The 12887-nt window shown below is 63.6% G+C and carries 14 protein-coding genes and 1 other RNA gene; 9 read left to right on the top strand and 6 right to left on the bottom strand.

Going from position 1 to position 12887, the window contains the following annotated elements; genetic code table 11:
• The first annotated feature begins 37 nt into the window (after positions 1-37).
• The 3 genes from ubiG (at position 38) to ssrA (ending at position 1837) form a co-directional block, all read left to right on the top strand.
• Positions 38-769 (top strand): bifunctional 2-polyprenyl-6-hydroxyphenol methylase/3-demethylubiquinol 3-O-methyltransferase UbiG, encoded by a 732-nt coding sequence (gene ubiG, locus PSQ39_RS12040; RefSeq protein WP_273927055.1) that lies wholly within the window; start codon positions 38-40, stop codon positions 767-769.
• Positions 770-781: 12 nt separating this feature from the next.
• On the top strand, positions 782-1447 hold the full coding sequence (locus tag PSQ39_RS12035) for an HAD family hydrolase (protein WP_273927054.1): 666 nt from the start codon (positions 782-784) through the stop codon (positions 1445-1447).
• Between the two features lie 12 nt (positions 1448-1459).
• Positions 1460-1837, top strand: a transfer-messenger RNA (tmRNA) gene (gene ssrA, locus PSQ39_RS12030).
• A gap of 138 nt (positions 1838-1975) precedes the next feature.
• Here the strand turns inward: ssrA and PSQ39_RS12025 are convergent.
• Positions 1976-3406, bottom strand: a complete 1431-nt coding sequence (locus PSQ39_RS12025; RefSeq protein ID WP_273927052.1) for an aminotransferase-like domain-containing protein — start codon at positions 3404-3406, stop codon at positions 1976-1978.
• 128 nt (positions 3407-3534) lie between these two features.
• On the opposite strand from PSQ39_RS12025, the gene PSQ39_RS12020 reads away from it, so the two are divergent.
• The 4 genes from PSQ39_RS12020 to PSQ39_RS12005 all read left to right on the top strand — a co-directional run bounded on the left by PSQ39_RS12020 (position 3535) and on the right by PSQ39_RS12005 (position 7569).
• The gene (locus PSQ39_RS12020) at positions 3535-4818 is read left to right on the top strand and encodes a hydroxymethylglutaryl-CoA reductase, degradative (protein ID WP_273927050.1); all 1284 of its coding nucleotides are present in this window, start codon (positions 3535-3537) and stop codon (positions 4816-4818) included.
• Positions 4819-4916: 98 nt separating this feature from the next.
• Positions 4917-5909: a Bug family tripartite tricarboxylate transporter substrate binding protein gene (locus PSQ39_RS12015; RefSeq protein WP_273927048.1), complete on the top strand. Its 993-nt coding sequence runs from the start codon at positions 4917-4919 to the stop codon at positions 5907-5909.
• A 100-nt stretch (positions 5910-6009) separates the two neighbouring features.
• Positions 6010-6951, top strand: a complete 942-nt coding sequence (locus tag PSQ39_RS12010) for a hydroxymethylglutaryl-CoA lyase (protein WP_273927047.1) — start codon at positions 6010-6012, stop codon at positions 6949-6951.
• A 240-nt stretch (positions 6952-7191) separates the two neighbouring features.
• Complete coding sequence (locus PSQ39_RS12005) at positions 7192-7569, top strand: TIGR03643 family protein (RefSeq protein WP_273927045.1); 378 nt, start codon at positions 7192-7194, stop codon at positions 7567-7569.
• 61 nt (positions 7570-7630) lie between these two features.
• On the opposite strand, the gene PSQ39_RS12000 is transcribed toward PSQ39_RS12005, so the two are convergent.
• Positions 7631-8053 (bottom strand): BLUF domain-containing protein, encoded by a 423-nt coding sequence (locus tag PSQ39_RS12000; protein ID WP_273927043.1) that lies wholly within the window; start codon positions 8051-8053, stop codon positions 7631-7633.
• A gap of 115 nt (positions 8054-8168) precedes the next feature.
• Positions 8169-9092 (bottom strand): LysR family transcriptional regulator, encoded by a 924-nt coding sequence (locus PSQ39_RS11995; protein WP_273927042.1) that lies wholly within the window; start codon positions 9090-9092, stop codon positions 8169-8171.
• 86 nt (positions 9093-9178) lie between these two features.
• Between PSQ39_RS11995 and PSQ39_RS11990 the strand changes: the two genes are divergently transcribed.
• The gene (locus tag PSQ39_RS11990) at positions 9179-10201 is read left to right on the top strand and encodes a sodium-dependent bicarbonate transport family permease (RefSeq protein ID WP_273927041.1); all 1023 of its coding nucleotides are present in this window, start codon (positions 9179-9181) and stop codon (positions 10199-10201) included.
• A gap of 37 nt (positions 10202-10238) precedes the next feature.
• Here PSQ39_RS11990 and PSQ39_RS11985 read toward each other — a convergent pair whose 3' ends face one another.
• Positions 10239-11219: an MYG1 family protein gene (locus PSQ39_RS11985; RefSeq protein ID WP_273927039.1), complete on the bottom strand. Its 981-nt coding sequence runs from the start codon at positions 11217-11219 to the stop codon at positions 10239-10241.
• 264 nt (positions 11220-11483) lie between these two features.
• Here PSQ39_RS11985 and PSQ39_RS11980 point away from each other — a divergent pair, with 264 nt between their 5' ends.
• Positions 11484-12035: a hypothetical protein gene (locus PSQ39_RS11980; RefSeq protein WP_273927037.1), complete on the top strand. Its 552-nt coding sequence runs from the start codon at positions 11484-11486 to the stop codon at positions 12033-12035.
• 72 nt (positions 12036-12107) lie between these two features.
• On the opposite strand, the gene PSQ39_RS11975 is transcribed toward PSQ39_RS11980, so the two are convergent.
• Entirely contained in the window at positions 12108-12425 is a 318-nt protein-coding gene (locus PSQ39_RS11975) for a hypothetical protein (protein ID WP_273927035.1), read from the bottom strand.
• 61 nt (positions 12426-12486) lie between these two features.
• Positions 12487-12837 carry a hypothetical protein gene (locus PSQ39_RS11970; protein WP_273927034.1) on the bottom strand — a complete coding sequence of 117 codons (351 nt, stop codon included), beginning with the start codon at positions 12835-12837 and terminating at the stop codon, positions 12487-12489.
• Positions 12838-12887 lie beyond the last annotated feature (50 nt).

Here is a 12887-nt window from a genome sequence, read left to right as displayed (position 1 = left end):
GGGCTTTTTTTATGCCTGTTTCGTTCACAATCCAAGGATGACCCAAGCTCTGACCCCCGCTCCTGCGCTCAATGCTGATCCGGCCGAACTGGCCAAGTTCTCCGACCTGGCCCACCGTTGGTGGGACCCCGAGAGCGAATTCCGGCCCCTGCACCAAATCAACCCGCTGCGCCTGGCTTGGATCAATGCCCAGGCCCCTTTGGCAGGTCAGCGCGTGCTGGACATCGGTTGTGGCGGAGGCATTTTGTCGGACTCCATGGCTCGAGCCGGTGCCGACGTATTGGGCATCGATCTGGCTTCCAAAGCCCTGAAAGTGGCGCAATTGCATGCGCTGGAGGCTCAAACACCCAACGTGCGGTACCGGGAAATCAGTGCCGAAGCCTTGGCGCAAGAGCAGCCCGGCCAATTTGATGTGGTCACCTGCATGGAAATGCTGGAGCATGTGCCTGACCCTGCCTCCGTGGTGCGCGCCTGTGCCACCTTGGTGAAGCCTGGTGGCCATGTGTTTTTCTCGACCATCAACCGCAACGCCAAGGCATTTTTGCTCGCCATCGTGGGGGCGGAGTACATCTTGAACATGCTGCCCCGTGGCACGCATGAATTTGCCAAGCTCATTCGACCGGCCGAACTGGCCTCGTTTTGCCGTGATGCCGGCTTGGATTGGCAGCAAACCCGGGGCTTGGGCTACAACCCCCTGACCCGCCGCTATGCGCTGAATGCTGACACCAGCGTGAACTACATGGTGTCCACCCGCCGCAGCCCGGTCTGAGAGGTTCATTCCATGTTCAAAGACATTCGTGCCGTGCTGTTTGACCTGGACGGCACCTTGGTGGACAGCGCCCCCGACCTGGGGGCTGCCGCTGACAAAATGCGGCTGGATCGTGGTCTGCCATCGCTGCCCTATGAGCGCTACCGCCCCATGGCAGGCGCCGGCGCTCGGGGCATGCTGGGTGAAGCCTTTGGCATCACCCCCGAGCACGAGACCTTTGCGGCCTTGCGCGAAGAGTTTTTTCAAAACTACGAGGCGCGGCTGACCGAGTTGACCACCGTGTTTGACGGCGTGCCTGAACTGGTGGCGACGCTGGTCAGCCGCAAGCTGCCCTGGGGGGTGGTCACCAATAAGTCGGCGCGATTTACCGTGCCTCTGACGCAGGCCATGCCCTTGTTCAGCAGCGCGGCAGCCGTGGTCAGTGGTGACACCACCCCCTTCGCCAAGCCGCACCCCGAGCCCTTGTATGAGGCCGCCCGTCGCCTGGGATTGGCGCCTGAGCATTGCCTTTATGTCGGAGATGACGAGCGAGACATCGTCGCCGGCCTCGCCGCTGGCATGCGCACCGTGGCGGCTTGCTATGGCTATTTGGGCCAGAAAACCGATACCCAGGCCTGGGGGGCGCATGCGGAAATTAAATCTCCGCTGCAGCTCTTGCAATGGTTGCCCGAGGCCTAAAATAGAGGGTCTGGGGCTGCATTGGTTTCGACGTGGGTTCGGACGCGCAGCAGGGCATGTCGAGGTTCAGTCACCTCGTTAAACAGCTGAAAAAAAACTAACTGCAAACGACGAACGTTTCGCACTCGCCGCTTAAACACCGGTGAGCCTCACAACAGTCGGCCAATGGGCTGGGCAAGGGTGTCGCAAGACGTCCAGGCTGTGGGGTAATTTTCATTGGCTGGTTCTGTGCCGGGTACCTTGGTATGGAGCGAGAAAATAGGGTGCTGGCGTCTTGATCAGCGTGCGACTGCGCGGTTCAGGGTGTGAGACTCAAATCAGATCGCTAAACATGTAGAACTGTTCGAAGAAGGCTTGCGGACGGGGGTTCAAATCCCCCCAGCTCCACCAACATAACGTCCAAGGGCGTTCACCAACATCCGGTGAACGCCCTTTTTCATTGGGGGGCCATGCCCGGTGGCAGCCATGCTCGTGCGATGGGGGCCAGGCAGTCGATGCACCGACATGCATCACCTGCCACGGCAGGTTTCAACGCCCTGAATCCAATTGCTTCAAAGCGGCGTGCAGGGCCTGGCTGAACCGCGGATCCATCACCGCCCCCACGTTGTAGCGTGACCAGGGCGAGACCACGGCGGTATCGACGTTGAATATCCTGCCGGGGGCCAATCGGATGTTTTGAGGCAGCAGTGCGGTGGCCAGGGCCATCGAATCCTCGACCCCAGGCAGCGAGGCCCACAGGTAAAGCGATTGGGCATTCGGTGCGAACAGGGTCGCCCCCACTGAATCGAACAGGGCTCGCGCACCCTCGGTTGCGGCGCCCAGCCGGCTGCGCAAGCGTGTCAGGTGCCGCTGGTAATGGCCCTCGCTGAGCATCACGTCCACGGTGCGCTCGCAGTACTCGGAACTGCTCACATGGATCAAGGCCTTCAGGTCGGCCAAGTCACTGGCCAGATCCGCGCCGCAGGCGATGAAGCCCACCCGCAGGGCGGCCGAGAACGATTTCGAAAAGCTGCCGATGTAGATCGTTCGTTCCAATTGGTCCAGCGATGCCAGGCGCGGAGACGAGGTGGGCTTGAAGTCGGCCAAGGGGTCGTTCTCCACCATCAGCAGATCGTACTTTTGAGCCAGTTGCAGCACGCGAAAAGCCTTGGCGGCGGACAGGTCCGACCCCGTGGGGTTGTGGGCGAGCGATTGGGTGAAGAACAGCCGAGGCCGGTGGGTGATCAGCAGTTGCTCCAGCGCATCCAAGTCCGGCCCGTCGTGCAGGCGCGGCACCCCCAGCACCTCAGCGCTGGCCATTTTCAATTTGCCAAACAGGGGGTAGTAGCCAGGGTCATCGACCAACACCTTCCCGCCGGGGGGCACGAAGTAGCGAATCACGATGTCCATGGCTTCGTTGGCGCCGTGCGTCAGCACAATTTGTCGTGGCGCCACACCGATGCCAAAGTCGGCCAGCTTGCGCACCAGGTGTTCCCGCAGTGGGGCATAGCCAAAGCGGCTGCCATAGCGGAACAGCGAGCCCAGGCCGGTGCGCACCACTTTCTGGTGGTACTTGTCCAGCCGCACATCTGCCAACCATTCGACGGGTGGAAAGCCATCGGCCACGGCCACGGCGCCTGGCTCGGTCTTGAGCTGCTCGCGCATCAACCAGACGATGTCGATCGCGCGTCCCAGGCTCCCGGCCTCGTCATCGGCCGCCTTGGAGGGTGGCTTGTCGACCACGAAATAACCGGCACCACGACGAGGCTCGATCAACCCGCGCGACACCAGCAATTCAAAGGCCGTGACCACCGTGTTCTTGGCGTATTTGTGCAGCGCGGCCATCTCGCGCAGCGAGGGCAGTTTGTCACCGACCTGGTAGGCGCCATCGCGAATCTGTCGCTCGATGTCGTCGGCCACTGAAACGGGCAGGGTGCCTTTGCGAGCGCGGCGTGTCTGAGGTGTTCCTTCGACTGTCATGGTCAAACTATGACACATCGTCGATCAGAGCCCTGAGGAGGATCTGTTTGGTCAAACTGTACCTTTTTAATTTGGTACAGAAAAAGTACAGTTTGCCCATGCCGTATCACTCACTCCTGCGATATCCCATGGTCGACTCCCGCCTCCCTAACTTTCGTTCCCTCACCCCTGCCCAGCGCGTTGAACATCTTGCGCGCATCACTGACCTGTCGGAGGACGAAGTTGCCCTGATCACCCAGCCCGGTGCGCTCAGCGTCGAGCGTGCCAACGGCATGGTGGAAAACGTCATCGGCACCTTTGAACTGCCCTTGGGGGTTGGCGGCAACTTCCAAGTCAATGGACGCGACGTCCTGGTGCCCATGGTGGTTGAAGAGCCCTCGGTGGTGGCTGCAGCCTCCTACATGGCCAAGCTGGCCCGCGACTGCGGCGGCTTCCAGACCTCCAGCACGGGGCCGCTGATGCGCGCCCAGGTCCAGGTCCTCGGCATCACCGACCCCTATGGCGCCCGGCTTGCGCTCCTGAAGCACCGTGATGAGATCCTGGCGCTTGCCAACAGCCGCGACAAGGTCCTCATCGGCCTGGGCGGTGGCTGCCGCGACATCGAGGTCCATGTGTTTCCCGACACCGCTCGCGGGCCCATGATCGTCATGCACTTGATCGTTGATGTGCGCGATGCGATGGGTGCCAACACCGTCAACACCATGGCGGAGTCGGTGTCGCCTCTGGTCGAGAAGCTCACGGCTGGCACGGTGCGGCTGCGCATCCTGTCGAACCTGGCGGACCTGCGCCTGTCCCGAGCCCGCGTGCGGCTCACACCAGCCGTGTTGCGGACCCCTGAACGCAGTGGCGAGGAGATCATTGAAGGCGTGCTGGATGCCTACACCTTTGCGGCCATCGACCCCTACCGTGCGGCCACACACAACAAGGGCATCATGAATGGCATCGACCCCGTCATCGTCGCCACCGGCAACGATTGGCGTGCGGTGGAGGCGGGCGCCCATGCCTATGCCTGCCGCTCGGGGCGCTACACCTCGCTGACGACCTGGGAGAAAGACACCCAGGGCGCGTTGGTGGGCACGATCGAGATGCCCATGCCCGTGGGCCTGGTGGGGGGGGCGACCAAGACCCATCCGCTGGCCCAGTTGTCGCTCAAGATCATGGGCGTCCAGTCTGCACAAGAGCTGGGTGAAGTGGCGGTTGCCGTCGGCTTGGCGCAGAACCTGGGGGCATTGCGTGCCTTGGCCACCGAGGGGATTCAGCGCGGCCACATGGCCTTGCACGCCCGCAACATTGCGCTGGTGGCGGGGGCCACCGGCGACGAAATCGACGCTGTCGCCAAGCGCATGGCTGCGGAGCACGATGTGCGCACAGACCGAGCGTTGGCCCTGTTGGAAGAACTGCGCCGCCAGTGATTCCGCCCACCGCAGTTGTTACCAGTGGGGCGGCTGGATAACCAGAACTCGAAGCCCGCGAGACTTTTCACCCATTCCATCATTCGGAGACTATCGACATGACACAAGCTCAGTTCAAGCGCCGCTCGGTGCTCGGCTCCCTCGGCGCCACGATGCTGTCGACCTTGGCACCCCCTGCGTTCGCCCAGGGCAGTGCATTTCCCAATCGGCCCATCAAGATCATCGTGCCCTGGGCGGCCGGTGGGGGCGGCGATGTGATTGTCCGCCTCATGGGCACCAGCCTTCAAAAGCGCCTGGGCCAGGCCATCGTGGTCGATAACCGCCCTGGTGCCGTCGGCACCATCGGCAGCGTGGTGGCTGCGCGCAGCCCGGCCGATGGCTACACCTTGGTGTACGGTGGCATGGAGTCCCACACCATCGCGCCCCAGGCCATGAAGAAGGCGCCTTACGACCCCCGCAAGGAGTTTGTCGCCATCGCACCCTTGGGCTTTTTCCCTGCCGCGCTGGTCGTGAGTGCTGCTCACCCCGCCAAGAACCTGAATCAGTTCTTGCAAATGGCGAAAGAGGCCAAAACCCCCATGAGTTTCGGCTCGTGGAGCACCGCGACCTCTGGGCATCTGATGATGGAAGCCCTCAAAGAGGCCAAGGGGGTGGACTTGCTGCATGTGCCTTACAACGGCACCGCCCCCCTGCTGCAGGCCCAGTTGTCCCAACAAGTCGACTGCTCGATCAACGTGCTGTCCACGGTCGAGCCTCACCTGCGCAACGGTGCCCTGCGCTTGCTGGCGATCTCCATGCCCCAACGCCTGCCGGAGTTTGCGGATGTGCCCACCCTGAAGGAAATCGGGCTCAACGTCGAGCGCGGCCCATGGGTCGGTATCTTTGGCCCGGCTGGCATGCCCGCAGACGTGCTCGCCCGTGTGCACGAAGCGGTCGATGCCACCCTCAAAGAACCGGCCATCGTCGAGCAGACCAAGAAGATGTTCTTTGTGGTCGAGCACATGGACCAGCGTGCTTACCAAAACTTCTACCTCAGCGAGATTGACCGCTGGGGCCAGTACATCAAAACCGCCAAGATCACCATCGAGTGAACACAGGAACCTTGGCCTAGGCCAGTTGGCGGGCCACCTGGCTTGCCGCGTTCCGACTGGCCTGCGCCTTGGGTGGCGCAGGCCAGTCCCATGAGGTCCCATGAGCGAATTCATCAAAATTGTGGAAGTCGGCCCCCGTGACGGGCTGCAAAACGAGAAGCAGCCCATCGACGTGGACATCAAGGTCGGACTGGTCCAGCGGCTGGTGGATGCCGGCGTGCGCTACATCGAGGCGGCGTCCTTTGTGTCGCCCCGGTGGGTACCGCAAATGGCGGGCAGCGCGGAGGTGCTGCGGCGCGTGCCACGTGTGCCTGGGGTGCACTACAGCGCGCTCACGCCCAACCTTCAAGGGCTGGAGGCTGCCCTGGCTGTCGGTTGCGAGGAAGTGGCGGTCTTTGGTTCGGCTTCAGAGTCGTTCTCGCAGCGCAACATCAACTGCTCCATTCGAGAGAGTCTGGCGCGTTTTCGTGCCGTCATCGACGGCGCGCGTGCCCATCGGGTGCGGGTCCGAGCTTATGTTTCTTGCGTGCTGGGCTGTCCCTATGAAGGGGATATCGCGCCGGCCAAAGTGGCCGAAGTGGCTCTCATTTTGCGTGAGATGGGCTGTGACGAAATCTCGCTGGGCGACACCATTGGACGTGGCAACCCGAACACCACGCGGCGCATGCTGGAGGCCTGTCTGTCGGTGCTGCCGGCATCTCAGTTGGCGGGCCATTACCACGACACCTATGGCATGGCCATTGCCAACACGGTGGCTTCGCTGGACTTGGGCATCCGTGTTTTTGACAGCTCCGTCGCCGGGCTGGGGGGCTGTCCTTATGCCGTCGGCGCGTCGGGCAACGTCGCCACCGAAGAGGTGGTCTACCTCCTGCACAGTCTCGGGTACGAGACCGGCATCGATTTGTCCCAGTTGATCCAAGCCGGTGCCTACATCAGTGCTGCCCTGGGGCGCGATGTCTCTTCGCGTGTGGCGCGTGCCTGGGGTCACCCAGCTTCTCTGTCGCCGAACCAGCCTGCCACAACCCGGTGGCGACGCCCCTGAGGGGCATCGCATCCACCTGCGAGGTTCCTGAACCTGGGGACCGTGCAGGGCCATTCCGAGCTTGATCCCGGGCTCTGGCAGGAGTCTGCTTCAATGCCGGTGGGTAGGTCGGGCCGAGCCCTTGGCGCGGGCGAAGCCGGCGGCCTGGGTGGCGTTCGCCTGATTTGGCTCTCACGGGGCCCCGCCCCGCAGGCTCTGGCCGGACTTTTTCATTCACCCTCACTGACAGACCCACAGTTCATGCCCTCCGACACCGCTTTGACCCCACCCGTGCTGGACCCGGGTGCACACTCCCGCGTGATTGAGATGGCCTGGCAGGACGAGGTCTCTTTTGAGGCCATTGAGTTGCAATATGGCCTGTCTGAGGCGGCGGTCATTGCCCTGATGCGCCGCAGCCTGCGGCCTTCTTCGTTTCGGCTGTGGCGTCAGCGGGTCACTGGGCGCAGCAGCAAACATGCTGTCTTGCACCGGCCGACCCGGCGCAGCGCCTTGCCAGGTGCACGTCGCGCCAAGGGCCCCGCGAGGGCCTTGCTGGAGGACGACGGGAATCAGCTGCTGGACGCCCCCGTGACCGAGTCTTGGCAAGACCCGACCACGCCAGCGCCGCTTTGGCTCTGAACTTCCGTCACTCCGGTCGGTGGGCCGGTTCGGCCTTCATGCCACGGGCCGTGACTTGGGCTCAGTCGCCCAACACCCGGGCGCGGGCGACCAATTCTTCAAACAAGGCATCCAGTGCCTTGGGGCGCATCGCATAGGGGTCAAACTGCGCCGACGGAGAGTAAGACAGGAGCACGGCCAGGTTGTCGGCGGTGGCCGGCACCAGTCCCATGTGCCAGCCGCCAAAGAGCCGGCGCTCGATTTCGGCAAAGTTCAACAGCGCGGGTTGGTGGTGCCGTGGGTCCAACAGGATGCGGTGGTACAGGGTGTTGACGGGCACCAGGCCCCCCTCCAGGCACTGCAGAAAGAGGCCATCCACCAGCAGCAGCGTGCCGGTGATGCCCAACTGAGCGTTGTTGCGTTTGGAGGCGCGCAGGATGTCCTTGACATCGGCGGGCCCCAGGCTGCCTTTGACGCGGCTCGCATAGGTCAAACGGATGAGCATGGGGGCCTGCTTTCTGGTGGTGAGGCGCAAAGTCTAATCAGGCCTCCCGACCCGCGCTGGCGCAGGGGCTTGGGGCCTGTCGCCGCGAGCGATTGCGCGACAGCGCTGTGCTGGTTCAGTCCTGGCTTTCTGTCCCAAGAGGGGGCGCCCAGCCCGCCGACCTGGCGAGCAAATGGGCCTGAAACACCCGGGCGATGGGGGTCCACTGTTTGCCCTTTTGCCGCACCAGGTGCCAGCTGGACGCCAGTGGAAAGCCCTGCACGTCCAACACCGCCACGCCGTGGGCTGCCGGCTGGCCTGCCAAGGCGTGACGTGACAGCACCGACAAGCCCAGGTCGCCTGCCACGGCTTCTTTGACGGCTTCGTTGCTGCCCAATTCCAGGCGAAGCTGGGGCTTGAAGCGCTGGCGCTTGAAGTGCGCATCCACCGCCATGCGTGTACCCGAACCGCGCTCGCGCAGGATGAAGCGCTGGGCACTCAGGTCCTGCAGCGTCAACGGACCCTGCGAGGCCAGGGGATGGCTTTGCGCGGCAATCACCACCAGTGGATTGGGCAGAAACACCTGGTCCTCCAAGTCCATGTCAGCCGGCGGCATGGACATGATGTAGAGGTCGTCTCGGTTGTCGCGCAGGCGCTGCACCACGCCATCGCGGTTCAGCACTTCGAGGGCGATGTCGATCTCCGGGTACTGCGCGCAAAAACTGCCCAACAGCCGGGGCACAAAGTACTTGGCGGTGCTGACCACGGCCACCCGAAGCTGGCCGCGCGTCAGTCCCTGGGTGGCGTCGATGCGTTGCTCGAACGCGGCCCATTCGTCCTGGATGGCGCGCGCTGTGCGCGCCAGATCCCGACCCGCGTCGGTCAGGTGCACGCGCTTGGCAATCACTTCATACAGCGGCAAACCTACCGAGTCAGACACCTCTTTCAGTTGCATCGATGCGGTGGGTTGCGTCACATGGCAGGCCTGGGCGGCGCGGCTGACGCTGCCGGTGTCAGCCAAGGCCAGAAAGAGCTTCAACTGCCGAAAAGTGATGTTCATAGATTTATCTCTATGGATCAATGGTTAAGAATCGATTTTACCTAATGGACTTCGCTCTTTAGCATGGCATCCAGAAGGAGTTGTTCATGCAGAACCTATTGGACCCAGCGATTCTGTTTTTTGTTTTGGGCCTGTCCGCGGGGGCGCTGCGTTCCAACTTGGAGATCCCCCCCGCGATCGCCAAGTTCTTGTCGCTTTACCTGCTGATGGCCCTGGGCCTCAAGGGCGGCCTGGCGCTGGCGCACTCGGACATCAGTGGCACCGTGGTGCTGGGCTTGCTGGCAGCCTTGACCATGGCCTTTTTGGTGCCGGCCCTGGGCTACCAGGTGCTCAAGCGGCGGGTCTCGCCGTTGGATGCGGTCGCCATCGCCGCCTCTTATGGTTCGGTCAGTGCCGTGACTTTTGTGACCGCCTCCCAGTACCTCGACGCCCACGGCATGGCCCCGGGCGGTCACATGGCGGTGGCCTTGGTCATCATGGAGTCGCCTGCGGTGCTGATGGCCGTGCTGTTGGCCAACCGGCTGCGCCATGCCGCCAAGGGCGCTGTGGCTTACTCATCCACAGGCGGCGGCGCGGCCGTGGCGACGTTGGGGGGCGGCGCAGGTGGGGGAAATGGCCCCTCGCTGGGGCGCATCCTGCATGAGTCCTTCACCGACGGGGCGCAGCTGATGCTGCTGGGTGCCATGGCGGTCGGCTACCTCAGCGGTGACCGGGGGCATGAGTTGATGGCACCCTTCTCCAGTGACCTGTTCAAGGGCATGCTGGCCTTCTTCCTGCTCGACATGGGGCTGATGGTGGGCAAGAACATGGGCTCGGTGCGGGGGCAGTCGCCCGTGTTGCTGGCCTATGCTTGCCTGGGGCCGGTGGTGCACGCCAGCCTGGCCCTGGCTTTGTCGGCTTTGCTGGGTTTGCCGGCCGGGGACGCGGCTTTGTTGATGGTGCTGTCGGCCAGCGCGTCCTACATCGTGGTGCCAGCCGTGCTTCGCTACGCCATTCCCGAGGCCAACCCCTCGCTGTACTTTGGCCTGTCGCTGGGGGTGACCTTCCCACTCAACCTGCTGCTGGGCATTCCCGTCTATGCCTGGGTGGCCCAGCAGGTCTTGGGCTGAGTGAGGGCGGCAGCGCCGCCTCGGGGGTGAACTTCGTTCAGGCGGTGGCCTTGGGCAGTGCCAGGGCCGCCATTTGCGTGATGCCCTCCAGGCTGCGTGCGCCGGCGATGAACAGGTTCAGGTGGCAGAACACGCTGTCGGCCACGCCCGTGACCGCGGCCAGTTCGTGTTCGCGCAGGCCGGACCAGGCGGCGGGCAGGTCCAGTCGCGACTGGAAAGAGCCCACTTCCACCGGCACGGTCTTGAGCTGGTACTGGTTGCCGTCCGAGTCGGGGTAGATCACCAGCAGCACCTCGGGCATTTCGTCCAGCACCACGCGGGTCCAGGGCATGCCACCCTGGTTCAGGTGCAGCACCCGGCCGCCCAGCAGGCGCGGCGACTGGCGCACGATGTCGGCGGAGCGGATTTGCGAGACCTTCTTGCCAATCGCGTGGTCCAGGAACTTGCGCACGATGGCGATGGCTTCTCTGAATCGCGTCTCCTGCAACTGCGCTTTGGTGCTCTGGTCCAGGCCTTGTTCTTCCATCCAGTGGGTGTTGAGCTGGGCGACCAGGGCCGACAGGCCAAAAATGCCTGCGGCCACGTCGCCCTGGCCGGTGTCCACGATGTCCAGGTACTGCACCAGCGAGTGGTCGATGCTGCTCACGATGTCGGCCACGGCGGCCTGGTCCAGCGCTTGTTGGTGGCGCTGCGCCCAGGCTTGGACGTATTGCGCTCCGTAGGCCGACCACACCAGGCCGGCGCTGGCGTAGCCCACGCCCGGCACGGTTTGGCCGTCTGCGTTTTGGCGCGCCGGGCGGGCGCCGTCAAATCCGCGCTGGTGGTGGTCAAAACGGCCTTTGGCGGCGTCCCATATCCCACCCACGTCGACGGCGAAATCAGCGGCCTCGATTTTGTCGTTGTGGCGGGTGCGCAGCAGGGTGTGCTCGGGGAAGACGCCCATCAGGATGCCCACGCCAAAAACGTCGTCGGCATGGAAGCTGCCACTGTGGGTGGCGATGATCTTGTTCTGTGTCATGTGCCAATGGTAGCGAAGCCTTCGAGGAAGCCCCTGATCGGGGGCCATCCTTTCCCGGTCGCAAGGGGGCTTGCCAGCCCTGAATCCAGTGGCGCAGGAGGGCGCGCGGGTGCCAGTCTGCGGAGGTGGTTACACCGCGTATTTGTGATGAAATGCACGAGTTGTAACGGCCGCCTCGGTTAAATTGGGGGCCGTCGGGTCGCCCAGTGCTTGCAGAGCCAGCGCGCGATGCCAGTACCGCCCGCAGGGCAGAGGAGGGGTTTCATGAAGTTTTTGATTTACGCCATGCTGTTGCTGGCCTCGGTGGCCCATGCCCGGGGCGAGTCTGGCCGGGTGCGCCTGTGCCGTGAAGGGACGGTCCCGGTCGGGGTGGATGCCAGCAAGACCCTGCTGGTGTTGGACGGCTTGATTCGCTTTCACACCCCCAGAAGCACGGGCATGTCTGACAAGCCCACCGACAAGGACCGCCAGGAAATGCAGGTGGTCACCGAGATCATTGAGCCGCTGCGTCCAGGCCCCGAGTGCCGGGTGATTCTGGCCTGGGTGGCAGACAACCCCGAAAACGACCCCTTGCCCAAGGCCGGTGCCAGCTGGCGTGGTTTTGCTTTTGCCGACTACGGCCGCCTGGTCGATGTGCCGCCGCGTGTGATCGGCCCCGGTGGGCGTGCCACCAAGGTGGTGTTTGAGCCCTACAGACCCTGGGAAGGCGGGCGGGTGTTGTTCACGGCCACGGTGCTGGACGATTTCAAGCCCATGCCCCTGGTCAACAGCGTGCCCCCGGCCTTGCCAGTGGAGCGGTCTGCGCGCAATCCCTGAGCTGGCTCCCTCGGCGGTACCAACGGACGGCTGACCCCGGGAGGCTTTTGGCCCGGCGAAGCGCCGTGCGGGTCAAGCCGCAGGGATCTTCAGCAGGTCTTCGTCGGATTCATCACCGCTTTTGAGCCAGTACAGCACGCAGCGGTGCTGCACTTCGCCCACCATCCAGGACGGCAGCGGCGTCCAATCGCCTTCGGGGTCGTGGGTGGTCGGGTCCCAGGGGGCGTCCTGGTAGGCCTTTTTCAAGGCGAATTCCAGCAATTTGCTGCTGGCGCTTTCCGTGATCAGCTTGTGCAGCCCGTTGTAGGCTGCGCCCCGTTTGGCCACTGGGTCGTACAGCACGGTGTTGGGCAGGCTGAGCATTTCGTCGCTGGTCAAAGGTCTTGGCATGGGTGTCTTTCTGAAGAGTAGAAGGTCAATTCATGCGGCGTTGCGGCGCTAGTGATTATTTTTAACCGACTTCGTTCAGTTGCGCCCATTTTTTCGAGAGCGACCGCACCCGCTGTGCCACCGGACCGTCGCCCTCGGGGCCGTCTTGCTCCAAGCGGCAGTGCTCGATCATCTGCAGCTGCAGATAGTCCTCGCCGATCACGGCCTCCGTCAGTCCCCCGGCAAAGTGCAATTGCAGCAGGCCATGGCCTTCGCGGCCCGGGTCGGGCAGGGGGCTGACCGTCACGCCGCTGAGCACATGGATGGCCCGCTCCCGCTCCTGTGCCGGGCGGAATTGGCGCAGTTGCTTGAGGGCGTCCACGATGCGCTCGCTGCGCGTGTCGAGGGGGTTGGGGCGGTGTTGCAGGGGCATGTTGAGCGGGCTGGGTGGTGATGAGGGGCGTGCCAGGGTGGCGTGAAGCT

Origin of the sequence: Curvibacter microcysteis (assembly GCF_028649455.1) — a bacterium.
GTDB lineage: Bacteria > Pseudomonadota > Gammaproteobacteria > Burkholderiales > Burkholderiaceae_C > Curvibacter > Curvibacter microcysteis.
The sequence above is the reverse complement of the archived record's forward strand: the minus strand, read 5'-3'. Positions and strand labels throughout refer to the sequence as shown.

Coding starts and splice junctions, on each gene's coding strand:
- PSQ39_RS12015 (WP_273927048.1), top strand. CDS start 4,917: ATGACACAAGCTCAGTTCAAGCGCCGCTCGGTGCTCGGCTCCCTCGGC.
- PSQ39_RS11995 (WP_273927042.1), bottom strand. CDS start 9,092: ATGAACATCACTTTTCGGCAGTTGAAGCTCTTTCTGGCCTTGGCTGAC.
- PSQ39_RS11980 (WP_273927037.1), top strand. CDS start 11,484: ATGAAGTTTTTGATTTACGCCATGCTGTTGCTGGCCTCGGTGGCCCAT.
- PSQ39_RS11970 (WP_273927034.1), bottom strand. CDS start 12,837: ATGCCCCTGCAACACCGCCCCAACCCCCTCGACACGCGCAGCGAGCGC.
- PSQ39_RS12020 (WP_273927050.1), top strand. CDS start 3,535: ATGGTCGACTCCCGCCTCCCTAACTTTCGTTCCCTCACCCCTGCCCAG.
- PSQ39_RS12010 (WP_273927047.1), top strand. CDS start 6,010: ATGAGCGAATTCATCAAAATTGTGGAAGTCGGCCCCCGTGACGGGCTG.
- PSQ39_RS12035 (WP_273927054.1), top strand. CDS start 782: ATGTTCAAAGACATTCGTGCCGTGCTGTTTGACCTGGACGGCACCTTG.
- PSQ39_RS12000 (WP_273927043.1), bottom strand. CDS start 8,053: ATGCTCATCCGTTTGACCTATGCGAGCCGCGTCAAAGGCAGCCTGGGG.
- PSQ39_RS11990 (WP_273927041.1), top strand. CDS start 9,179: ATGCAGAACCTATTGGACCCAGCGATTCTGTTTTTTGTTTTGGGCCTG.
- ubiG (WP_273927055.1), top strand. CDS start 38: ATGACCCAAGCTCTGACCCCCGCTCCTGCGCTCAATGCTGATCCGGCC.
- PSQ39_RS12025 (WP_273927052.1), bottom strand. CDS start 3,406: ATGACAGTCGAAGGAACACCTCAGACACGCCGCGCTCGCAAAGGCACC.
- PSQ39_RS12005 (WP_273927045.1), top strand. CDS start 7,192: ATGCCCTCCGACACCGCTTTGACCCCACCCGTGCTGGACCCGGGTGCA.
- PSQ39_RS11975 (WP_273927035.1), bottom strand. CDS start 12,425: ATGCCAAGACCTTTGACCAGCGACGAAATGCTCAGCCTGCCCAACACC.
- PSQ39_RS11985 (WP_273927039.1), bottom strand. CDS start 11,219: ATGACACAGAACAAGATCATCGCCACCCACAGTGGCAGCTTCCATGCC.